Genomic DNA, 14,698 nt, shown 5'->3' with positions numbered 1-14,698 from the left:
GGCATGATGGCGGGCTCAGGTGGCTTCGGGGTCGGCGCCGGAGGCGGCGCACCCGACGCGCCGAGCGCCATGCGGCCGACCTGCTCCACTTCGAGCATCTCCTCGGCCACCCGATACCCAGTCACTGGGGATGGTCTACCTCAGCATCGGCTTGACCTAGGGGACGGCCGCGGTCGCGCGACGGGGCCAAGGAAGCTCGCTTACTTCGCAGCCTCGCGGATCGCATCGCCCGCTCCCGTGAGGTTGTCGAGTGACATTTCCGAGTACTTGCGGCTGAGGACGACGCCACTTGCGCCACCGGAAAACGCCGCCTTGACCGCGGCGTTCACACTGTCGGGTGTGCACTGGGTAAGGTCGTCGCCGAAAGTACCTTCGGCATCAAGGCCGGTTCCCGCAGGCGCGCGCTGTCCCCGCTGATCGACGACGACTGTCGGCTTCCCGACGGGGATGTCGATGTCGATGCCGGTGTAGATCTTGCATTCAGACGCCACTGAAGTCACCGCGCGCGCTGTTTCGCGGCGAACATATTCGGCAGAGAATCCGGTGCTCGGCAGATCCTCATACGGCGCCTCGTCCAACTGAAGCAATCGCATCAGCAGCGGATATACCTGCTCGGCGTCGGCATCGGCGAACAGCGCCCGGCAGATTCGGCCGACCCAGGTGTGGAACCGCGGACCCGCGCAATTGTTGTAGACAACGACCTTCAGGAAGTCAGAAAAGCGGGTGAGCTCAGCGTAGTCCTGGTCCGCTCGATAGAACGGATTGAACGTGATGTCGTGGAAGAGATGCCAGCCGACCTCGATGTCCGTCCGGCAGGCCTTGGCTACCCCGTAGATGTCGCGATAGAGCTGTCTCTGGCTGTCGGTCCAGAGCGTCTGCCAAGCCAAGACATCCGGGTGACGCAGGAGTATGCGCCAGAACTCGACGAACGCACCGTCCACCGAAGGATTGCCGGCCGCCGCCCGCCGGTTCCAGTCCGTCAGGGCACGGTAGCCGTCGAGCGCCCGATCGGCGTCGATGCCCCGCTCGCGGGCCGTCGCGCGGCAGTGGCGGCAGAAACAGCTGACGTCGCCGGCAGTGACCGGTCCTTCGATAAGGAGGTTGAGCGGTCCGGGGCGCTCCGAGCACCAGGCGAGGCCGTCGAGGGGATAGCTCTTGACGTAGTCCTCGACGATGCTCAGGTGCCAGTTGCGGTAGTCGGGATTGTTGAAGCAAGGGCGGCCGGTCGGCCGGCCCCACACGTCGACCTCCAGCACCTTCGGGAAGTTCGGATAGTCACGCAATACCTGCGCGTAGCCGCTCTCCTCCATCCACGCGTAGGAGGCCATGCCACGCTTCCTCGCCTCGGGCAGGACCTCCTCGAGCATGTCCCATCCCGGATGCTCGGGAGCGCGCCCGGCCGCGCCCAGCACCGTGTTCCCGTAGAACTGTGGATGAGGGGTCGCAAAGTTGCCGCCGACCCAGTCGAGGTCATACTCCTGCCCACCGTGGTCAGGGATCGGGTAACCGGGAAGCTGCCGTCCGCCCGTGCCGCGCGTCCACGTCGGGGTCGCCAGGAACAGTGCGTTGACCGCACCACGCTCCTGCAGGGTATCCAGCACGGGCGCGACGCCCTCGTCAATGAACGACGCCGCCCCGACCTGGATGGAGACGAACGGCTCGGTCATGACGTCTCTGCTCGCTGGTCCAGTGGCCTCATCCACGAAGGCCGCTCGTCGTGATGCCCTGAATGAAGTAGCGCTGTGCCAACAGATATATGACGAGCACAGGGAGGACTGAGATCGTCGCAGCTGCCATTAACAGGCTGACCCTGGTGAAATACTGTGTTTGGAACTCCGCCATGGCGACCGGCAGTGTCTGCAGGCTCGGCGTATTGAGGAAGATCAGCGGCCCGAACAGGTCATTCCATGAGTCGAGGAACGTGAACATTCCGATCGCGGCCAAGGTCGGCTTCGTCTGCGGCAGCATGATTCGCAGGTAGATCCCGAACGTCGACGATCCGTCGATTCGACCCGCGTCCTCAAGTTCTTGGGGCAGCGTGATGAACGCTTGGCGCATGAGGAACGTCGCGAATACGGGCGTGAATACCCGCGGCACCCACAACGGGTAGTGGGTGTCTACCCAGCCAATCTTCGAAAACAGGATGTACTGCGGGATGAGGTAGACGATGCCCGGGACAATCGCGGTCGAGAGGACCACCATGAAGAAGAAGTTACGTCCCCAGAACCTCAGCCGGCCGAAGGCGAAGCCGGCCAGGGACGAGGTGATCAGGATTCCCGAGACATTGAGCGTGGCGAGCTTGACGCTGTTCCAGAAGTAGGTCGGGATGATCCTGAAGACTTCCGCGTAGTTCGACCAGTCTGGATGCAAAGGAAGGAACGTCGGCGGAACAGCGAGTACATCGGCTTCCGGCTTCAGCGATGACCCGATCATCCAGATCAGGGGCAAGAGGAACATGATCGCGAGCACGCTCATGATCACGTAGAGCACAGCCTTGGATAGCCACCCTTGCTTTGGTTTGGAAACAAGGCCTGGTGCGCGCTGCCCTTGCGTTCGCGTCGTCGTTCGTGTCGCGGCAACGGTCATCCGTAGAACACCCACCGTTTCTGCAGCTTCCACTGGACGAGAGTGACCAGCGCGATCAGCACGAACACCAGCCACGCCATTGCGGACGCGTAGCCCATCTTCCCGTAGGCGAAAGCGTTTTGATAAAGATAATAAATGTAGACCGTGCTGTCATGCCCTGGGCCGCCCTTGGTCAAGACGTAGATGAGGCCAAAGACCTGAAAGGATGAGATGAACTGTGTGATTGAAAGGAAGAAGAATTGCGGTGTCAGCAGCGGAATGGTGATCGACCGCATGCGCCTGAAGCGGCTCGCGCCGTCGACGGTCGCAGCCTCATTCAGCTCTACGGGGATGCCCTGCAGGCCGGCAAGCAGGATTATCATCGGGTAGCCGACGCCCTGCCATACGCTGACACTGATCAATGCGGGCATGACCCAGGAAGAGCTCGACAGCCAGGCTGGGCCGTGGATACCGGCGACCCCGAGGATGCCGTTCAGGACACCGTCCGTCGGCTGGAAGAAGTAGAACCACACGAATCCAATTGCGACGATATTCGTGACGAACGGCGCAAAATAGGCGGTGCGGAATATGGCAACGCCCCGGATGGGCTGGTTGCACAACAGCGCCAGGCCGAATCCCACCGCTATGCTGACCGGCACTGTGCCAATCGTAAAGTACGCAGTGTTCCTGAGCGTAGTGATGAACAACGAGTCGCCGGTAAACAGCGTCTTGAAGTTGTTGAGACCGACGAAACGCGCGGGACTGAGGCCGTCCCAATCAGTGAGCGACGCATATATGGACACCAGCAACGGAGCGAACTGAAAGACCAAGATCCCCAGGATCACCGGAGCGATGAACAGCCAGCCCTCGATGTTGCGTCGCCAACGACTTCGCCGAGGCGACCTCCTCGCGCGCTTCGCCCCGAGTTGCAGCGCAGTCATTCACAGCTCCTCGATGCTGGGTTAGTTGCCCAGCTGGTTCATCAGGTTTGGGCTCTCGGACAGGACCTTGTTGATCTTCGGGCGAAGGGTGTTCAGCACCTCGCTGGGCGATTTCTTCCCGCCGTAGACGTCGGCGAGTGCCCCGTTCGGCGGCCGGTAGAGGTCACGGGCGCCCAAGGTGTTTGTCGTCTGGTTGGGCTGCGTCATGTGGTGCACCGCCTCGGCGAACAGCCCGAGGTGCGCCGGTGACTTGGCGTCAGCCTTGACGGTCTCCCCGGCCTTGTTGTTGACGGGCGTAAATTCTTTGCCCTTGGCGAGTACGGCGCCTCCGTCCGGGCCGGCGAGGAAGTTCAGAAGTTCCCAGGCGCCGTCGGGATTCTTCGACTTCTTCGGGATGGCGTAGACGATCATGCTCGACTCGGTGTCCTGGTTAACCTTCCCGGGCGGGGGCGCGATGTCCCAGGTGAAGTTCTTGACGTTCTCGCGGAAGTAAGGCGTCACCTGGAACGTGTCGAAGAGCATCGCCACCTTCTGCTGCGAGAAGAACGTCGTGTCGACGTTGACCCCCTGGAGCACGGACCACGGCGGTTGCACCTGGTATTTGGTGGTCAGATCGGTGGCCCACTCAACTGCCTCGACACCCTTCGGATCGGCGAGCGTGAACTTCTTCCCGTTGGCGGAGAAAATGCCGGTCGCACTGCCATTGTTGATGGAGAACGTCTGCTCGTAGCCCGTGTCGAGATAGACCAGGGCACCCCACTTGTTTGTGCCCTTCGTGAGTTTCTTCGCCGCGTCGAGGAAGTCGTCCCAGGTCCAATGCTCGTCGGTCCACGTACCGGGCGGCAACGCCACACCCGCGGACTTGAACCAGTCGACGTTGTAGTAGATCACCCTGGGCGAATAGCCGATGACCCAGGCCGTGTGGCGGCCGTCCGGCTGCGTCGGAAAGTTGAACGCCTTGCTGGCATAGTCGGCCGCATTGATGTGGTCGCGCTTGATGTAACTCCGGAGATCCAAGAGGACATTATCGTCGGAGAGCCCTCGAACGTAGTCGTCGTTGACCCGCATCACGTCCGGCGGCGCCGGACTCGCCAGCACGGTCCGCATCTTCGTGTCATAGTCCGAGGGTGCCGGCTGGACCTCGACCTTCTTGCCGGACTGCTTCTCGAACGCCTTGATGGCCGCGCCTAGCGGCGTGCCGTCGGTGTTCGCATCGTTGAGCAACGTGATCGTGTTCTTACTCTGGGCGCTCTTCCCGCACGCCGGCAGAATCGCCGAACCGGCGAGAGCGCCGGCGCCCGCGAGCAAACGCCGTCGACTGAGGCTCGCACTCATGACAGACCTTCCTTCAGGCAGTCCAAAACCCCGGGCCTGATCGCAGCGCAAGACCGCGACATGACCCGCCGACTCTGGCTTCTTCCGCGATGCGAAACGCGATTCCGCGGTTGGCAACGAACCCAAGCAGACGGATCGACCTTCGTCAACCCTTGTCCCGGATCTTCGAGGGGCCACTCGAACCACCTCGCCGGTTCGACGTCCGGTCACACAACTCGACCGCCAGAGCGGCGCGGGACGCTCGTCAATCGATGAACCCGAGATCGCGACCATGCCACGACGAAAGACGACGGGACCGAGGTGGTTTGTTGGCTTACCCGGGCGCTGCCGTGAGGCGCTGCCGAGGACCGGTTAGCAGCCGCCGCTCGGGTCGAGCCCGATCAGCGATTTTGACAACTGAACCGACTTGACGACGAACCCGACACGGTTCGTATCGTGTCGACACTAACGATCAAGAACCGAGTTGAAGGGACGGCGTGCAGACCGAGTCGAAGTGGCGCAAACGCGCTGCCGTCGTCGCCACCTGCGGAATGCCGAGCACGCCGTCCGTGAACAGCAACGCCGCCGGCTCCGGACTCGTCTCGTGCAGCTGGAATGCGAGCAACACTCGTGGGGGTGACGACCGACGGCCAGATCGTCTACTACGTCGCCAACGACGGCAAGACCCCGTACACCTAAAACCTGACCGGCACGCACGTCGTGTGAACCCAGAGGAGGGCGGCGGTCACGCAAGGGCGTGGCCGTGCCGAGCCATCGTTGGTGGCCGAGACTATCCCGGGTACCAGACATTCCGGGGCTCGTCTGGGCTCCTCTGATAGTTCCAGGCGTCCTCGATGAGGCGTTCGGTGTTGTAACGCGGCCTCCAGCCGAGCAGCATCTTGGCCTTCGTGTTGTCCAGCCACGTCGAGTGGTACGGCGTCGGCACCTCGACGTTGGGCAGGCCGCGAGTGCCGGCGAGATACTCCGCCACGTGCCGGTAGTCGACCGGCTCATCCATAGAGATGTTGAAGGTCTCCCCGACGGCGGCCGGATGCTCCAAGGCGATGGCGATCGCCTCGACAAGATCGTCGACGTGGACGAAGTTACGCCTCAGTGGCGAGCCATCGGCCTCCAGCGCGAGCGGCACCGCGCCGTCCGGAACGTCGCCGACCACGAGCTCGCTCCACGCCGGCCCACCGAACTGGTCAGGACCGAAGGAGAGGGAGTAACGGAAGTCGTCCCGCTCCATGATCCAGGGTGCTCGCAGACAAGTGCCGTTCACGCCGTACGCGATCCGATATTGCTCGAGCATGACCTCCTCGAGGACCTTCGACAGTGCGTAGCACCCCTCGTAGGCAGTGTGCCGCTGCGTTTCGGTCACCGGGCCGGGGTGCTTGTAGACGAAATGACCGACCGCGGCATCACCGCCGACGAGGGTGAACCGCTCGAATGTCGGGCTCTCCCGTGCCTCCTCGAGCAACCAGAACAGACCCTTGACGGCCACGTCCATGATCTCGTCCGGGGTCTCCTTGCAGGTCGCCAGATGGACAACGTGCGTCACGTCCACCATGGCCCGTCGGACAGCCTCGCGGTCGGCGATCGTCCCGAACACACACTCGACACCCTTGACCTCAAGAGGCCTGTTGTGGCAAAGCGCGCGGATCTCACAGCTCCCGCTAAGCCTCTCAACGAGGGCCCGGCCCACCTTGCCGGTGGCCCCGGTGACGAGCAGCCTCACAAGCTCTGCCACTGCGGAAGGTCGAGCATCACACTGCCTTCGAGACTCCCCATCGTCTCCCGCGCACGGGCGGCGTCGAAAAACTGCGCTTCGTCAAACAGCCCGGGACGGGTGCCGCCAGCCGCAAGATGCCGCTCCCGCAGCTCGGGCAGCATGCCCGGCGCCGCGGCGTACGACGGCCACTTAACGCCCGACCGGCAATAGGACGCATCGATGAAGAAGCGTGGGCTCTCCTCGCCACCTGGCTTGGCGCGACGCGCATGCCACATCGCCGAGTGCACGATCAGGACCGAACCCGGCGGCACGTCGTCAACCGTGATCGACCCCGGGAGATCGGACTCGCCGAGAAACGTCAGCGCGTGGCTGTCGGTGGCGAATCTGTGGGACCCAGGCACAAGAAGCAGGTCCCCGACCGTGCCGTTGAGCCCATCGAGGTAGAAGAACACGTGCACCATGAGGTGCGACCGGTTGGTCTGCGGATACTGCTCGTAGTCCTGGTGCCAGGCGACGCCCTTCATGCCGGCGTCATGACGGGCGGCATGGATGTGGTGGAAGACGTACGGTCCGCCCATGAGCTCGTCGAGCATCTCCCCCACCCCGGGGTGCCAGACGAGCGCGCCGATCTCGTCATCGGCGTATGCATGCCGCCGCGGCTGCGCCGATGCGTGCCGGTCCACAGCCGCCTTCAGGGTGTCGATCTCCGTCTTTGCCAGGTATTCAGGAAGGACGGCATATCCCTGATCTTCGAATGTCTCAAGCACTCGAACTTCTCCTTTGGTTACGCCGGGGGAACCGATTCATGGCGACGCACTCGTTCCTGCCCCGCTGCACTCAGCATGATAAGCGCCGCCTTGGTGGCCGGCGTCGGCGGCGCTGATGAGCCTTTCGCGCGGCCGGCTCACCGTGACGCGGCCCCAGCCGAGCCGACCGTGTGCGGATCAGATGGGATCGCTGGTCCAGACCTTCGTGCGCGTCTGACTGCCGACGAAGGGCAGGTCGCACGCCCACAGCCGACCGCATCACGTGCCTTCGCGGATCGTCGACGTCTCCAGTCGCGCCGGGCACGGCACTGGGCGGAGGTCCATACTGAGGTTTGTGTCCACGCGCCAGTTCGGGCTGGAAGTCACCCCGAATCCGGACCGCGCCGTCGTCAGGAGCGACCGCGCTCTTGCGCAGCAGACTGGCACGCGATCGCTTTCCCCTTCGACCGTCCATCCGGGTGCAGAGTCGGCGGACGCTGTCATTTCCCTAGGCAAGACCGTGGGGAACGCCGCAATCGCGAGGCGCCTCGGTCCGGCAGCGCGTAGAAGGCGGCCGTGGGCTCCACCGCTTTCCCATCTCACTGAGGTGCTCAACGCGCCGGGAAGTGTCCGGTTTCCGCCTTTTGGCGTGCTGACCACATGGGGAGAACTTGCGGTCGCGGCACAATTTGCTGTCAAAGAGATGGCGCGCGCGACGTCGGCAATCGGTTCGGACGAAGGCGTCCGGGCCGGTGCAGCCCAATGGACTGAGGAAATGGAGGGGTGGATTGCATACTCCGGCTCCATGGGCGAGGAGATGCAACTTGGTCAGTGGGAAGCTACTCAGATCTCGGACTTGCTCATTGATCGCACAACGATTGCCGAGGGCGGGCACGATATTCAAGCTACTGCCGTCGCAAGCCCGCATCAACAAGTGCATGCGGCGGCAATGGCGGCCGCGGCGGAAGCGGAAAAGCTTCAGTCGAGACTGGACCAGTCCATGTGGGCGGCGTTTAGCACAGAGGATAGCGGTCGTTTCACGAAGGCGGCGGGTCTGGCCGCAAGCGCGTTAGAGATCGGTCTAGGTCTCCGCGATATCGCACGAGAGGCGGCCGAGGAGATCGACGACGCCTCGGCCGTACACCTCGGCCCGATTAGTCGGTATGCAGAGGGCCTCACGCGCCTGAGTCAGGCGCTATCTACAATCAACCTGGGTCTTAGTTCTCGAGACGAGGCCAGGTCGACTGAATTAGAGAAGGGCATGCGGCAGGTGTCCCTTGTCGCTGAGACGTTTAGTAGGTTGACAACGACCGTTGGTGAAGTCCTTCCGGCGACCATACACCTTGTAGCAGTCGCGAAGAAGATTGTGGCGGAAATGTCACAACTGACTGATCAACTGCACGCGGAAAATAAGGAATGGATCGAATTAACAGGCAGGCAAGCTGGCTACTCGGCAGAGGTCGGCAATAAGGAGGCTAGGGCGCTATGGCACTTTATGAACGCCGCAATGCGCGCGCATACAAGTGCGGACATACCTGCCATCGATGCCGCCTTGGCCGATTTTATTGTTGGGCATAGAGAACTGTTCGGAGCCCGAGCCGGTGTGGAGTTGTCTACTACTGACTGGTGGCGATGGCGGAGCCTGGCATCATCCGACGGACGAAACTGGTTCTTCAGCAAGCGCCACGCCATATGGGCAATGCTGTACGGAGGCGTCAAACCTCGAGAGTGAAGAAGCAAGGAAAGCTACCGAGGCGGATGAGAGGTGCCTCCCCCTCGGCCTAGTCGCGACGACGGGCGACGCTGTCCGGCCGGGCGACCGGTACGGACACCCCGCTCGGCGTCGAACAATTGTTCCTTGACGGCTTTCCTCTGTGCTCAATATGCTTCGCCTCGATTGCCTGAGAAACTGGCTGAGGGCATGAGGGGGCCGGCTCATGCTCGAGGCGGATCGTCCTACTCCCGCAGTAGAAGCCCTCGATGGCGTTCCCGGCGACGAGTCCGGTGATGTCACAGTCCACGACGACGACCTTGAGGGACTGCTCGCGTTCCGCCGTCTCGATCTGCTGCTCGCTCGAGGGGTCGAAGCGGCCCGGCGTCGCTACGGGCCAGAGGCGGCGAGCGACAGTTATCGGGGCCTCTATGTAACTGAAGAGCAGGCGCAGCGCGCCCTCCGGAGCCCCGTGGCCGAGCCGCTCGTGGCAGGCCGTCCGGTGGCGCCATTGGTGCCCCAGTGGAACCGGATTGCCGCCGACAACCCCCGCTGGATGTGGCTTCGAAACCGCTACGACTTGACCGAGGTCGAGCTCGACGTCGTCCTTATCGCCCTAGGCCCGGATGTGGACCGGCGATACGAGCAGCTCTACGGATATCTGCAGGACGACGTGTCGGCGCGCCGTGCGACGGTCAACCTCGCCCTCGACCTGCTCACCACCTCCCCGTCCGAGCGGCTCGCCGCCATGCGCATCTTCGCCGCGGACGGTCCGCTGGTCCGGCACGGCATCGTGAGCCTTCGCGCGGACCGACGAGTCGACGACCCGCCGCTGATCGCGCGACTGATCGCCGTCGACGAGCAGGTCACAGCTAGCCTTCTCGGCCACCACGGCCTGGACCGTCGGCTGGGCGACGCATGCCGCCTGGTCGTCCCCGGCTCGAGGACCTCGGGCGTCGGCCAGGCCGGGCCGGACCTGCGGCTCGAAGGGCTGCAGTCCCTGGTGCGCAGCGCGTGGGGCCGGACACCAGTGCGCTTGTGCTTTCACGGGCCGTCCGGGACGGGACGGCGGCGGACGGCGCTGGCGCTCGGCGAACGACTCGACCGGCAGGTACTGCTCGTCGCCGGGCCGGTGCTGGCGGGAGATCCTGCGGCCGTTCCCGACCTTCTGCGTCTGGCCCTGCGGCAGGCAGAGCTCGAAGACGCTCTGGTGTATCTGGAGGACGCGGAGGTTCTCCTACAGATGCCGGGTCAGGTGGGTCCGGACGTGCTCGTCGCCGCGCTCGCGGCACACCCGGGGGTGGTCGTGCTCGGAACTGCACAGCCCTGGACGCCGTCGCGGCACCAGCCGCTCGGGGTGATCGGTGTCGCCTTCAGCGCCCCCGGCGCGAGCGATCGACGCGGAGTATGGCGGCGTGAGGTCGGCGCGGCGGGGGCCAGTGCCGCGCCGGCGGACCTTGCGGCAGTCGGCGACCAGTTCCGGCTCTCCCCACGACAGATCAGGGACGCCGCCCTGACCACGGCCGGCGAGGCCAAGCTCCGGCAGCCGCCCCGCAGCTCGTCCGCTCTTCGACTAACCAGGCGCGACCTGTTCGCCGCTGCTCGTAGCCAGAGCGGGCACGAACTGACCGCCTTCGCGCGCCGCGTCCGGCCGGTCCACGGTTGGGATGATCTCGTGGTCCCGGAGGAAGCCGACAGCCAGTTGCGTGAGCTCGCTGCCAGGGTCGAGCACCGGACGCTGGTGATGGACGAGTGGGGATTCACCTCACGACTGCCCGGCGGGCGGGGGGTGACGGCGCTCTTCGCCGGCCCACCCGGCACGGGCAAGACCATGGCCGCGTCGGTGATCGCCGCCGAGCTTGGCCTGGACCTGTTCGCCATCGACCTGTCGACGGTCGTGAGCAAGTACATCGGGGAGACCGAGAAGAACCTCTCCCGAGTGTTCGGCGCCGCTGCGGACTCCGACGCGATCCTGCTCTTCGACGAGGCTGACGCCTTGTTCGGGAAGCGGTCCGAGGTGCGTGACGCCCACGACCGGTACGCCAACGTCGAGATCGCCTACCTGCTCCAGCGGATGGAGGAGTACGACGGTCTCGCCATCCTCGCCACCAACCTGCGCCACCACATCGACGAGGCTTTTCTCCGGCGGCTCCACGTCATCGTGGACTTCCCGTTCCCCGATACGGCGGAACGGCTACGGATCTGGCAGTCCTGCCTTCCTCGCTCGCTCCCGCTCGACGACGGCGTCGACCTGCCCGCGATGGCCCACCACCGGCTCGCGGGCGGCAATATCCGCAACGTCGTGCTCGGGGCGGCGTACCTCGCCGCTCAGGCGGGCAGGCCGATCGGACAGGCCGAGTTCGTTGCAGCGACCCGCCGCGAGCTCCAGAAGATGGGCAAGCTCCTCACCGAGACCGGCCCCGACCCTCCTGCAGACGGTTGAGTCAAGCCGACAGCAGCGCATCCGAGGGAGCAACGCGAGGGAGGGGCGGGTGTTCGACGATTTGGACGCGACCCTGGCGGCCCTGCTCGCGGACGGCGCCGCGCCGCAGGAACTTCGCACCGCGGATGTGAGCTTCACCGTGCCGGACAAGGACTTCGGGCCGGCGCAGCCCACGCTCGACCTGTTCCTCCACGAGGTGCAGGAGAACCGCGCGTTGCGGGATGCCGTACCGATCGTGCAGCCAGTGCCGGCCGGTGGCTGGGAGAGCGAGCGGCCACCGTTGCGCGTCGACTGCACCTACCTCATCACCGTGTGGTCGCCGAAGACCGGCGCCCTGCGGGCAGCGGAGGAGCACCGGCTGCTGGGGCGCGCGCTGCTGTGGCTCGGCCGGTTCCCCGTCATACCTGACCAGTACCTCCGGGGAACGCTCACGACGCCGCCGCAGCCCTACCCGCTGACCACGACCGTGGCTCAGACCCGGGAGGGCCAATCGATGGGCGAGTTCTGGACGGCGCTCGGGATCGCCCCACGGCCCGCGTTCTCGCTCACCGTGACCATCGCGATGCAGCCATACACCGAAACCGAGTCCTTCCCCGCCTTGAGCGAGATCCAGCTGCGCACTGGCCTGCTCGACCAGCCGGAGTTGCGCGGGCGCGTCCTGGACAGCCAGCTGGCCGGCGTCGCGGGCGCAGCCGTGACGCTGGTCGAGGCATCGCTCACCGTGACCGCCGACGCCCTCGGTGAATTCCGATTCGGTGCCGTCCCGTTCGGCCCGTACACCCTGGCCGTGACGAGTGGCGGACACCCCGACACCAGCAGAGGCGTGCAGTACGAGAACGCCGCGCAAGTGCATGACGTGATCCTGACCGGGCCGTGACCCGGAACCGCCAAGGGGAGTGAGCATGGTCGATTACGAGACCAAGGCACCAGGCGTCTATGTCGAGGAGATCGCCGCCGCAGGGCCGATCGCCGGTGCGAGCACGAGCACGGTGGCGATGATCGGAACGCCGGTCGCCGCAATCGCGAACGGCGCGGCCGGGATCCCGGTCGCCGTGACGAACTGGACGCAGTACACCGACCAGTTCGGCGGTTACAAGACCGGATCCCCGCTGCCATACGCGATGCACGGGTTCTTCGCCAACGGCGGCTCGCTCGCCTACGTCGTGCCCGTCAAGGACGTCAAGGACAGCGCGGGCATGGACGCCGCGCTGGACGGCCTGACCCGGGTGCGCGACGTGAGCCTGGTGTGTGCCCCTGGGCTGGTCGACGCCGGCGTACAGAGCGCAATCCTGACCCACTGCGAGCAGATGGGTAACCGGTTCGCCATCCTCGACGGCGCCAACGACACCGACCCGCTGAAGGCCGGCGGGCCACTGCTCACCCAACGCGGCGGGCTGCTGTCGACGGGCGGCTGGGGCGGCCTGTACTGGCCGTGGATTGTGGTGGACGACCCCGCACCGACGCCGGCGGCGACGACGACGGTGCCGCCGTCCGGGCACGTCGCCGGCATCATGGCACGCGGCGACGCGCAGGTCGGCGTCCACAAAGCCCCGGCGAACGAGCCAGTCCGCGGCGCCCGCGCACTGCCCTACCTGCTCAACGACACCGAGCAGGGCTCCCTCAACCACGCGGGGATCAACGCGATCCGCATGTTCCCTGGTTCCCCGCCCCTCCTGTGGGGCGCCCGCACCGTCACGGACGGCACGGCCTGGCGCTACGTCAACGTGCGCCGCCTGGTCGCCTACATCGAGGACTCGCTGCTGCAGGGGCTGCGGTGGGCGGTGTTCGAGCCGAACAGCACGGGCCTGTGGAAGAGCCTCGACCGGACGATCACCGACTTCCTGACCCGAGTCTGGCAGGCGGGGGCGTTGTTCGGGCGAACGGCCAAGGAGGCCTTCTACGTGCGGATCGACGAGGAGCTCAACCCCGCGTCCGTGCGCGATCTCGGTCAGGTCGTCATCGAGATCGGGATCGCCCCGGTCCGGCCCGCGGAGTTCGTCGTGGTCCGGATCGGTCTGTGGGACGGCGGGTCCGAAACCACCGAGGGCTAAGGGAAGGCCACGTCGTCAAACGGTAACCGAGCCCGGGCCGACCGGGACGCGAGGAGAGAGCGATGCCACAACCAGGTCAGCGTGTCGATCCGTTCCGCAACTTCAACTTCCTTGTCCAGATCGACGGCATCACCCAGGCCAGCTTCAGCGAGTGCAGCGGCGTGTCGTCGACGACCGAGGTGATCGAATACCGCGAGGGCGGGAACAACACCACGGTCCTCAAGCTCCCGGGCAAGACGAGCTACGGCGACATCACCCTCAAATGGGGGATCACCGACAGCATCGACCTGTGGCAATGGCGCCAGCAGGTGATAGACGGCGACGTCCAGCGCAAGCACGGGGCGCTGATCGCCTTCTCGCTGGACGGCGGCACGGAGGTGGCGCGCTGGAACTTCCTCAATTCCTGGCCGACCAAGTGCGAGCTGCCGTCGTTCACCGCCAAGGGAAACGATGTCGCCATCGAGACGCTGGTGCTCGCCCACGAAGGGCTGACCAGGGCGTGAGCGCGTTCGTGACGGAGGTCGAGTTCGAGCTGCCGAAGGGGTACGTCGATCCGACCGGCTCGGTGCATCGGACCGGCGTGATGCGCCTCGCCACGGCTGCGGACGAGATCTACCCGCTGAAAGACCCTCGCGTGCGCACCTGGCCCGCCTACCTCGTCGTCCTGCTGCTCGAGCGGGTGGTCACCAAGCTCGGCGGCCTGCCCGAGGTCCATGCGGGCGTCATCGAGGGCCTGTTCTCCGAGGACCTCGCGTACCTGCAGGACGTCTACAACCGGATCAACGGCCTGTCTCCGACTGTGCTCGCGGTGACCTGCCCGCACTGCGAATCCGAGCACACCGTGGAGGTGCCACCACTGGGGGGATAACTGGCTACCCCGTGGACCGGGTTCACCACGAGGTGGCCTTCCTGGGACGGCACGTCCACTGGACCCTCCAGGAACTACTGGAGCTCGACCACGCGCAGCGACAGCGCTGGGTGGCCGAGGTGGGCGCGCAGTTGGGTGACTGAACACCCCGCGATGTGTCCCTGACAGGAACCGGAGAGCAGAACCGCACGCAGACGAAGGAGGTGGGACGCCGTGACCGACGACGAGAAGGCGGCGATGACGCTGGGCCGACGGCTGGACGCGCTGGCTCGCACCCGCCTGCACGCGTTGACGCCTCGGCCCGCGTGGTCGGCCCCGCTCGCGGTC

14 protein-coding genes are annotated in these 14,698 nt (G+C 65.3%); 7 read left to right on the top strand and 7 right to left on the bottom strand.

The annotated features are described in order from the left end of the window. Positions 1 to 200: 200 nt before the first annotated feature. From VGH85_15475 to VGH85_15445, 7 genes are all read right to left on the bottom strand, one after another. Positions 201 to 1,667, bottom strand: coding sequence for a hypothetical protein (locus tag VGH85_15475; GenBank protein HEY2175206.1), 1,467 nt, complete (start codon positions 1,665 to 1,667; stop codon positions 201 to 203). A 28-nt stretch (positions 1,668 to 1,695) separates the two neighbouring features. Continuing rightward, entirely contained in the window at positions 1,696 to 2,586 is an 891-nt protein-coding gene (locus VGH85_15470; GenBank protein ID HEY2175205.1) for a carbohydrate ABC transporter permease, read from the bottom strand. Further along, the gene (locus VGH85_15465; GenBank protein HEY2175204.1) at positions 2,583 to 3,506 is read right to left on the bottom strand and encodes a sugar ABC transporter permease; all 924 of its coding nucleotides are present in this window, start codon (positions 3,504 to 3,506) and stop codon (positions 2,583 to 2,585) included. The genes VGH85_15470 and VGH85_15465 overlap by 4 nt, the downstream gene beginning before the upstream one ends. A gap of 21 nt (positions 3,507 to 3,527) precedes the next feature. After that, positions 3,528 to 4,841: a sugar ABC transporter substrate-binding protein gene (locus VGH85_15460; protein HEY2175203.1), complete on the bottom strand. Its 1,314-nt coding sequence runs from the start codon at positions 4,839 to 4,841 to the stop codon at positions 3,528 to 3,530. A gap of 451 nt (positions 4,842 to 5,292) precedes the next feature. Beyond that, positions 5,293 to 5,448, bottom strand: coding sequence for a hypothetical protein (locus tag VGH85_15455; GenBank protein HEY2175202.1), 156 nt, complete (start codon positions 5,446 to 5,448; stop codon positions 5,293 to 5,295). A gap of 162 nt (positions 5,449 to 5,610) precedes the next feature. After that, positions 5,611 to 6,570 (bottom strand): NAD(P)-dependent oxidoreductase, encoded by a 960-nt coding sequence (locus VGH85_15450; GenBank protein ID HEY2175201.1) that lies wholly within the window; start codon positions 6,568 to 6,570, stop codon positions 5,611 to 5,613. Further along, complete coding sequence (locus tag VGH85_15445) at positions 6,555 to 7,319, bottom strand: phytanoyl-CoA dioxygenase family protein (GenBank protein ID HEY2175200.1); 765 nt, start codon at positions 7,317 to 7,319, stop codon at positions 6,555 to 6,557. Before VGH85_15445 ends, VGH85_15450 begins: the two co-directional genes overlap by 16 nt. 334 nt (positions 7,320 to 7,653) lie before the next feature. Here VGH85_15445 and VGH85_15440 point away from each other — a divergent pair, with 334 nt between their 5' ends. The 7 genes from VGH85_15440 (at position 7,654) to VGH85_15410 (ending at position 14,514) form a co-directional block, all read left to right on the top strand. Continuing rightward, positions 7,654 to 9,030, top strand: coding sequence for a hypothetical protein (locus VGH85_15440; protein ID HEY2175199.1), 1,377 nt, complete (start codon positions 7,654 to 7,656; stop codon positions 9,028 to 9,030). Positions 9,031 to 9,235: 205 nt separating this feature from the next. After that, the gene (locus tag VGH85_15435; GenBank protein HEY2175198.1) at positions 9,236 to 11,452 is read left to right on the top strand and encodes an ATP-binding protein; all 2,217 of its coding nucleotides are present in this window, start codon (positions 9,236 to 9,238) and stop codon (positions 11,450 to 11,452) included. 49 nt (positions 11,453 to 11,501) lie between these two features. Continuing rightward, positions 11,502 to 12,329, top strand: coding sequence for a Pvc16 family protein (locus tag VGH85_15430; GenBank protein HEY2175197.1), 828 nt, complete (start codon positions 11,502 to 11,504; stop codon positions 12,327 to 12,329). Positions 12,330 to 12,354: 25 nt separating this feature from the next. Then, positions 12,355 to 13,503: a phage tail sheath C-terminal domain-containing protein gene (locus VGH85_15425; GenBank protein ID HEY2175196.1), complete on the top strand. Its 1,149-nt coding sequence runs from the start codon at positions 12,355 to 12,357 to the stop codon at positions 13,501 to 13,503. A gap of 62 nt (positions 13,504 to 13,565) precedes the next feature. Continuing rightward, positions 13,566 to 14,006 (top strand): phage tail protein, encoded by a 441-nt coding sequence (locus VGH85_15420; GenBank protein HEY2175195.1) that lies wholly within the window; start codon positions 13,566 to 13,568, stop codon positions 14,004 to 14,006. Continuing rightward, positions 14,003 to 14,371, top strand: coding sequence for a hypothetical protein (locus tag VGH85_15415; GenBank protein HEY2175194.1), 369 nt, complete (start codon positions 14,003 to 14,005; stop codon positions 14,369 to 14,371). Before VGH85_15420 ends, VGH85_15415 begins: the two co-directional genes overlap by 4 nt. Before the next feature lie 11 nt (positions 14,372 to 14,382). After that, the gene (locus VGH85_15410) at positions 14,383 to 14,514 is read left to right on the top strand and encodes a DUF6760 family protein (protein ID HEY2175193.1); all 132 of its coding nucleotides are present in this window, start codon (positions 14,383 to 14,385) and stop codon (positions 14,512 to 14,514) included. The last annotated feature ends 184 nt before the right edge of the window (positions 14,515 to 14,698 follow it).

The sequence above is a fragment of the Mycobacteriales bacterium genome (assembly GCA_036497565.1).
Classification (GTDB): Bacteria; Actinomycetota; Actinomycetes; order Mycobacteriales; family QHCD01; genus DASXJE01.
This window is presented reverse-complemented; position numbering and strand designations above follow the sequence as displayed.

Coding starts and splice junctions, on each gene's coding strand:
- VGH85_15460 (HEY2175203.1), bottom strand. CDS start 4,841: ATGAGTGCGAGCCTCAGTCGACGGCGTTTGCTCGCGGGCGCCGGCGCT.
- VGH85_15475 (HEY2175206.1), bottom strand. CDS start 1,667: ATGACCGAGCCGTTCGTCTCCATCCAGGTCGGGGCGGCGTCGTTCATT.
- VGH85_15420 (HEY2175195.1), top strand. CDS start 13,566: ATGCCACAACCAGGTCAGCGTGTCGATCCGTTCCGCAACTTCAACTTC.
- VGH85_15435 (HEY2175198.1), top strand. CDS start 9,236: ATGCTCGAGGCGGATCGTCCTACTCCCGCAGTAGAAGCCCTCGATGGC.
- VGH85_15470 (HEY2175205.1), bottom strand. CDS start 2,586: ATGACCGTTGCCGCGACACGAACGACGACGCGAACGCAAGGGCAGCGC.
- VGH85_15465 (HEY2175204.1), bottom strand. CDS start 3,506: ATGACTGCGCTGCAACTCGGGGCGAAGCGCGCGAGGAGGTCGCCTCGG.
- VGH85_15425 (HEY2175196.1), top strand. CDS start 12,355: ATGGTCGATTACGAGACCAAGGCACCAGGCGTCTATGTCGAGGAGATC.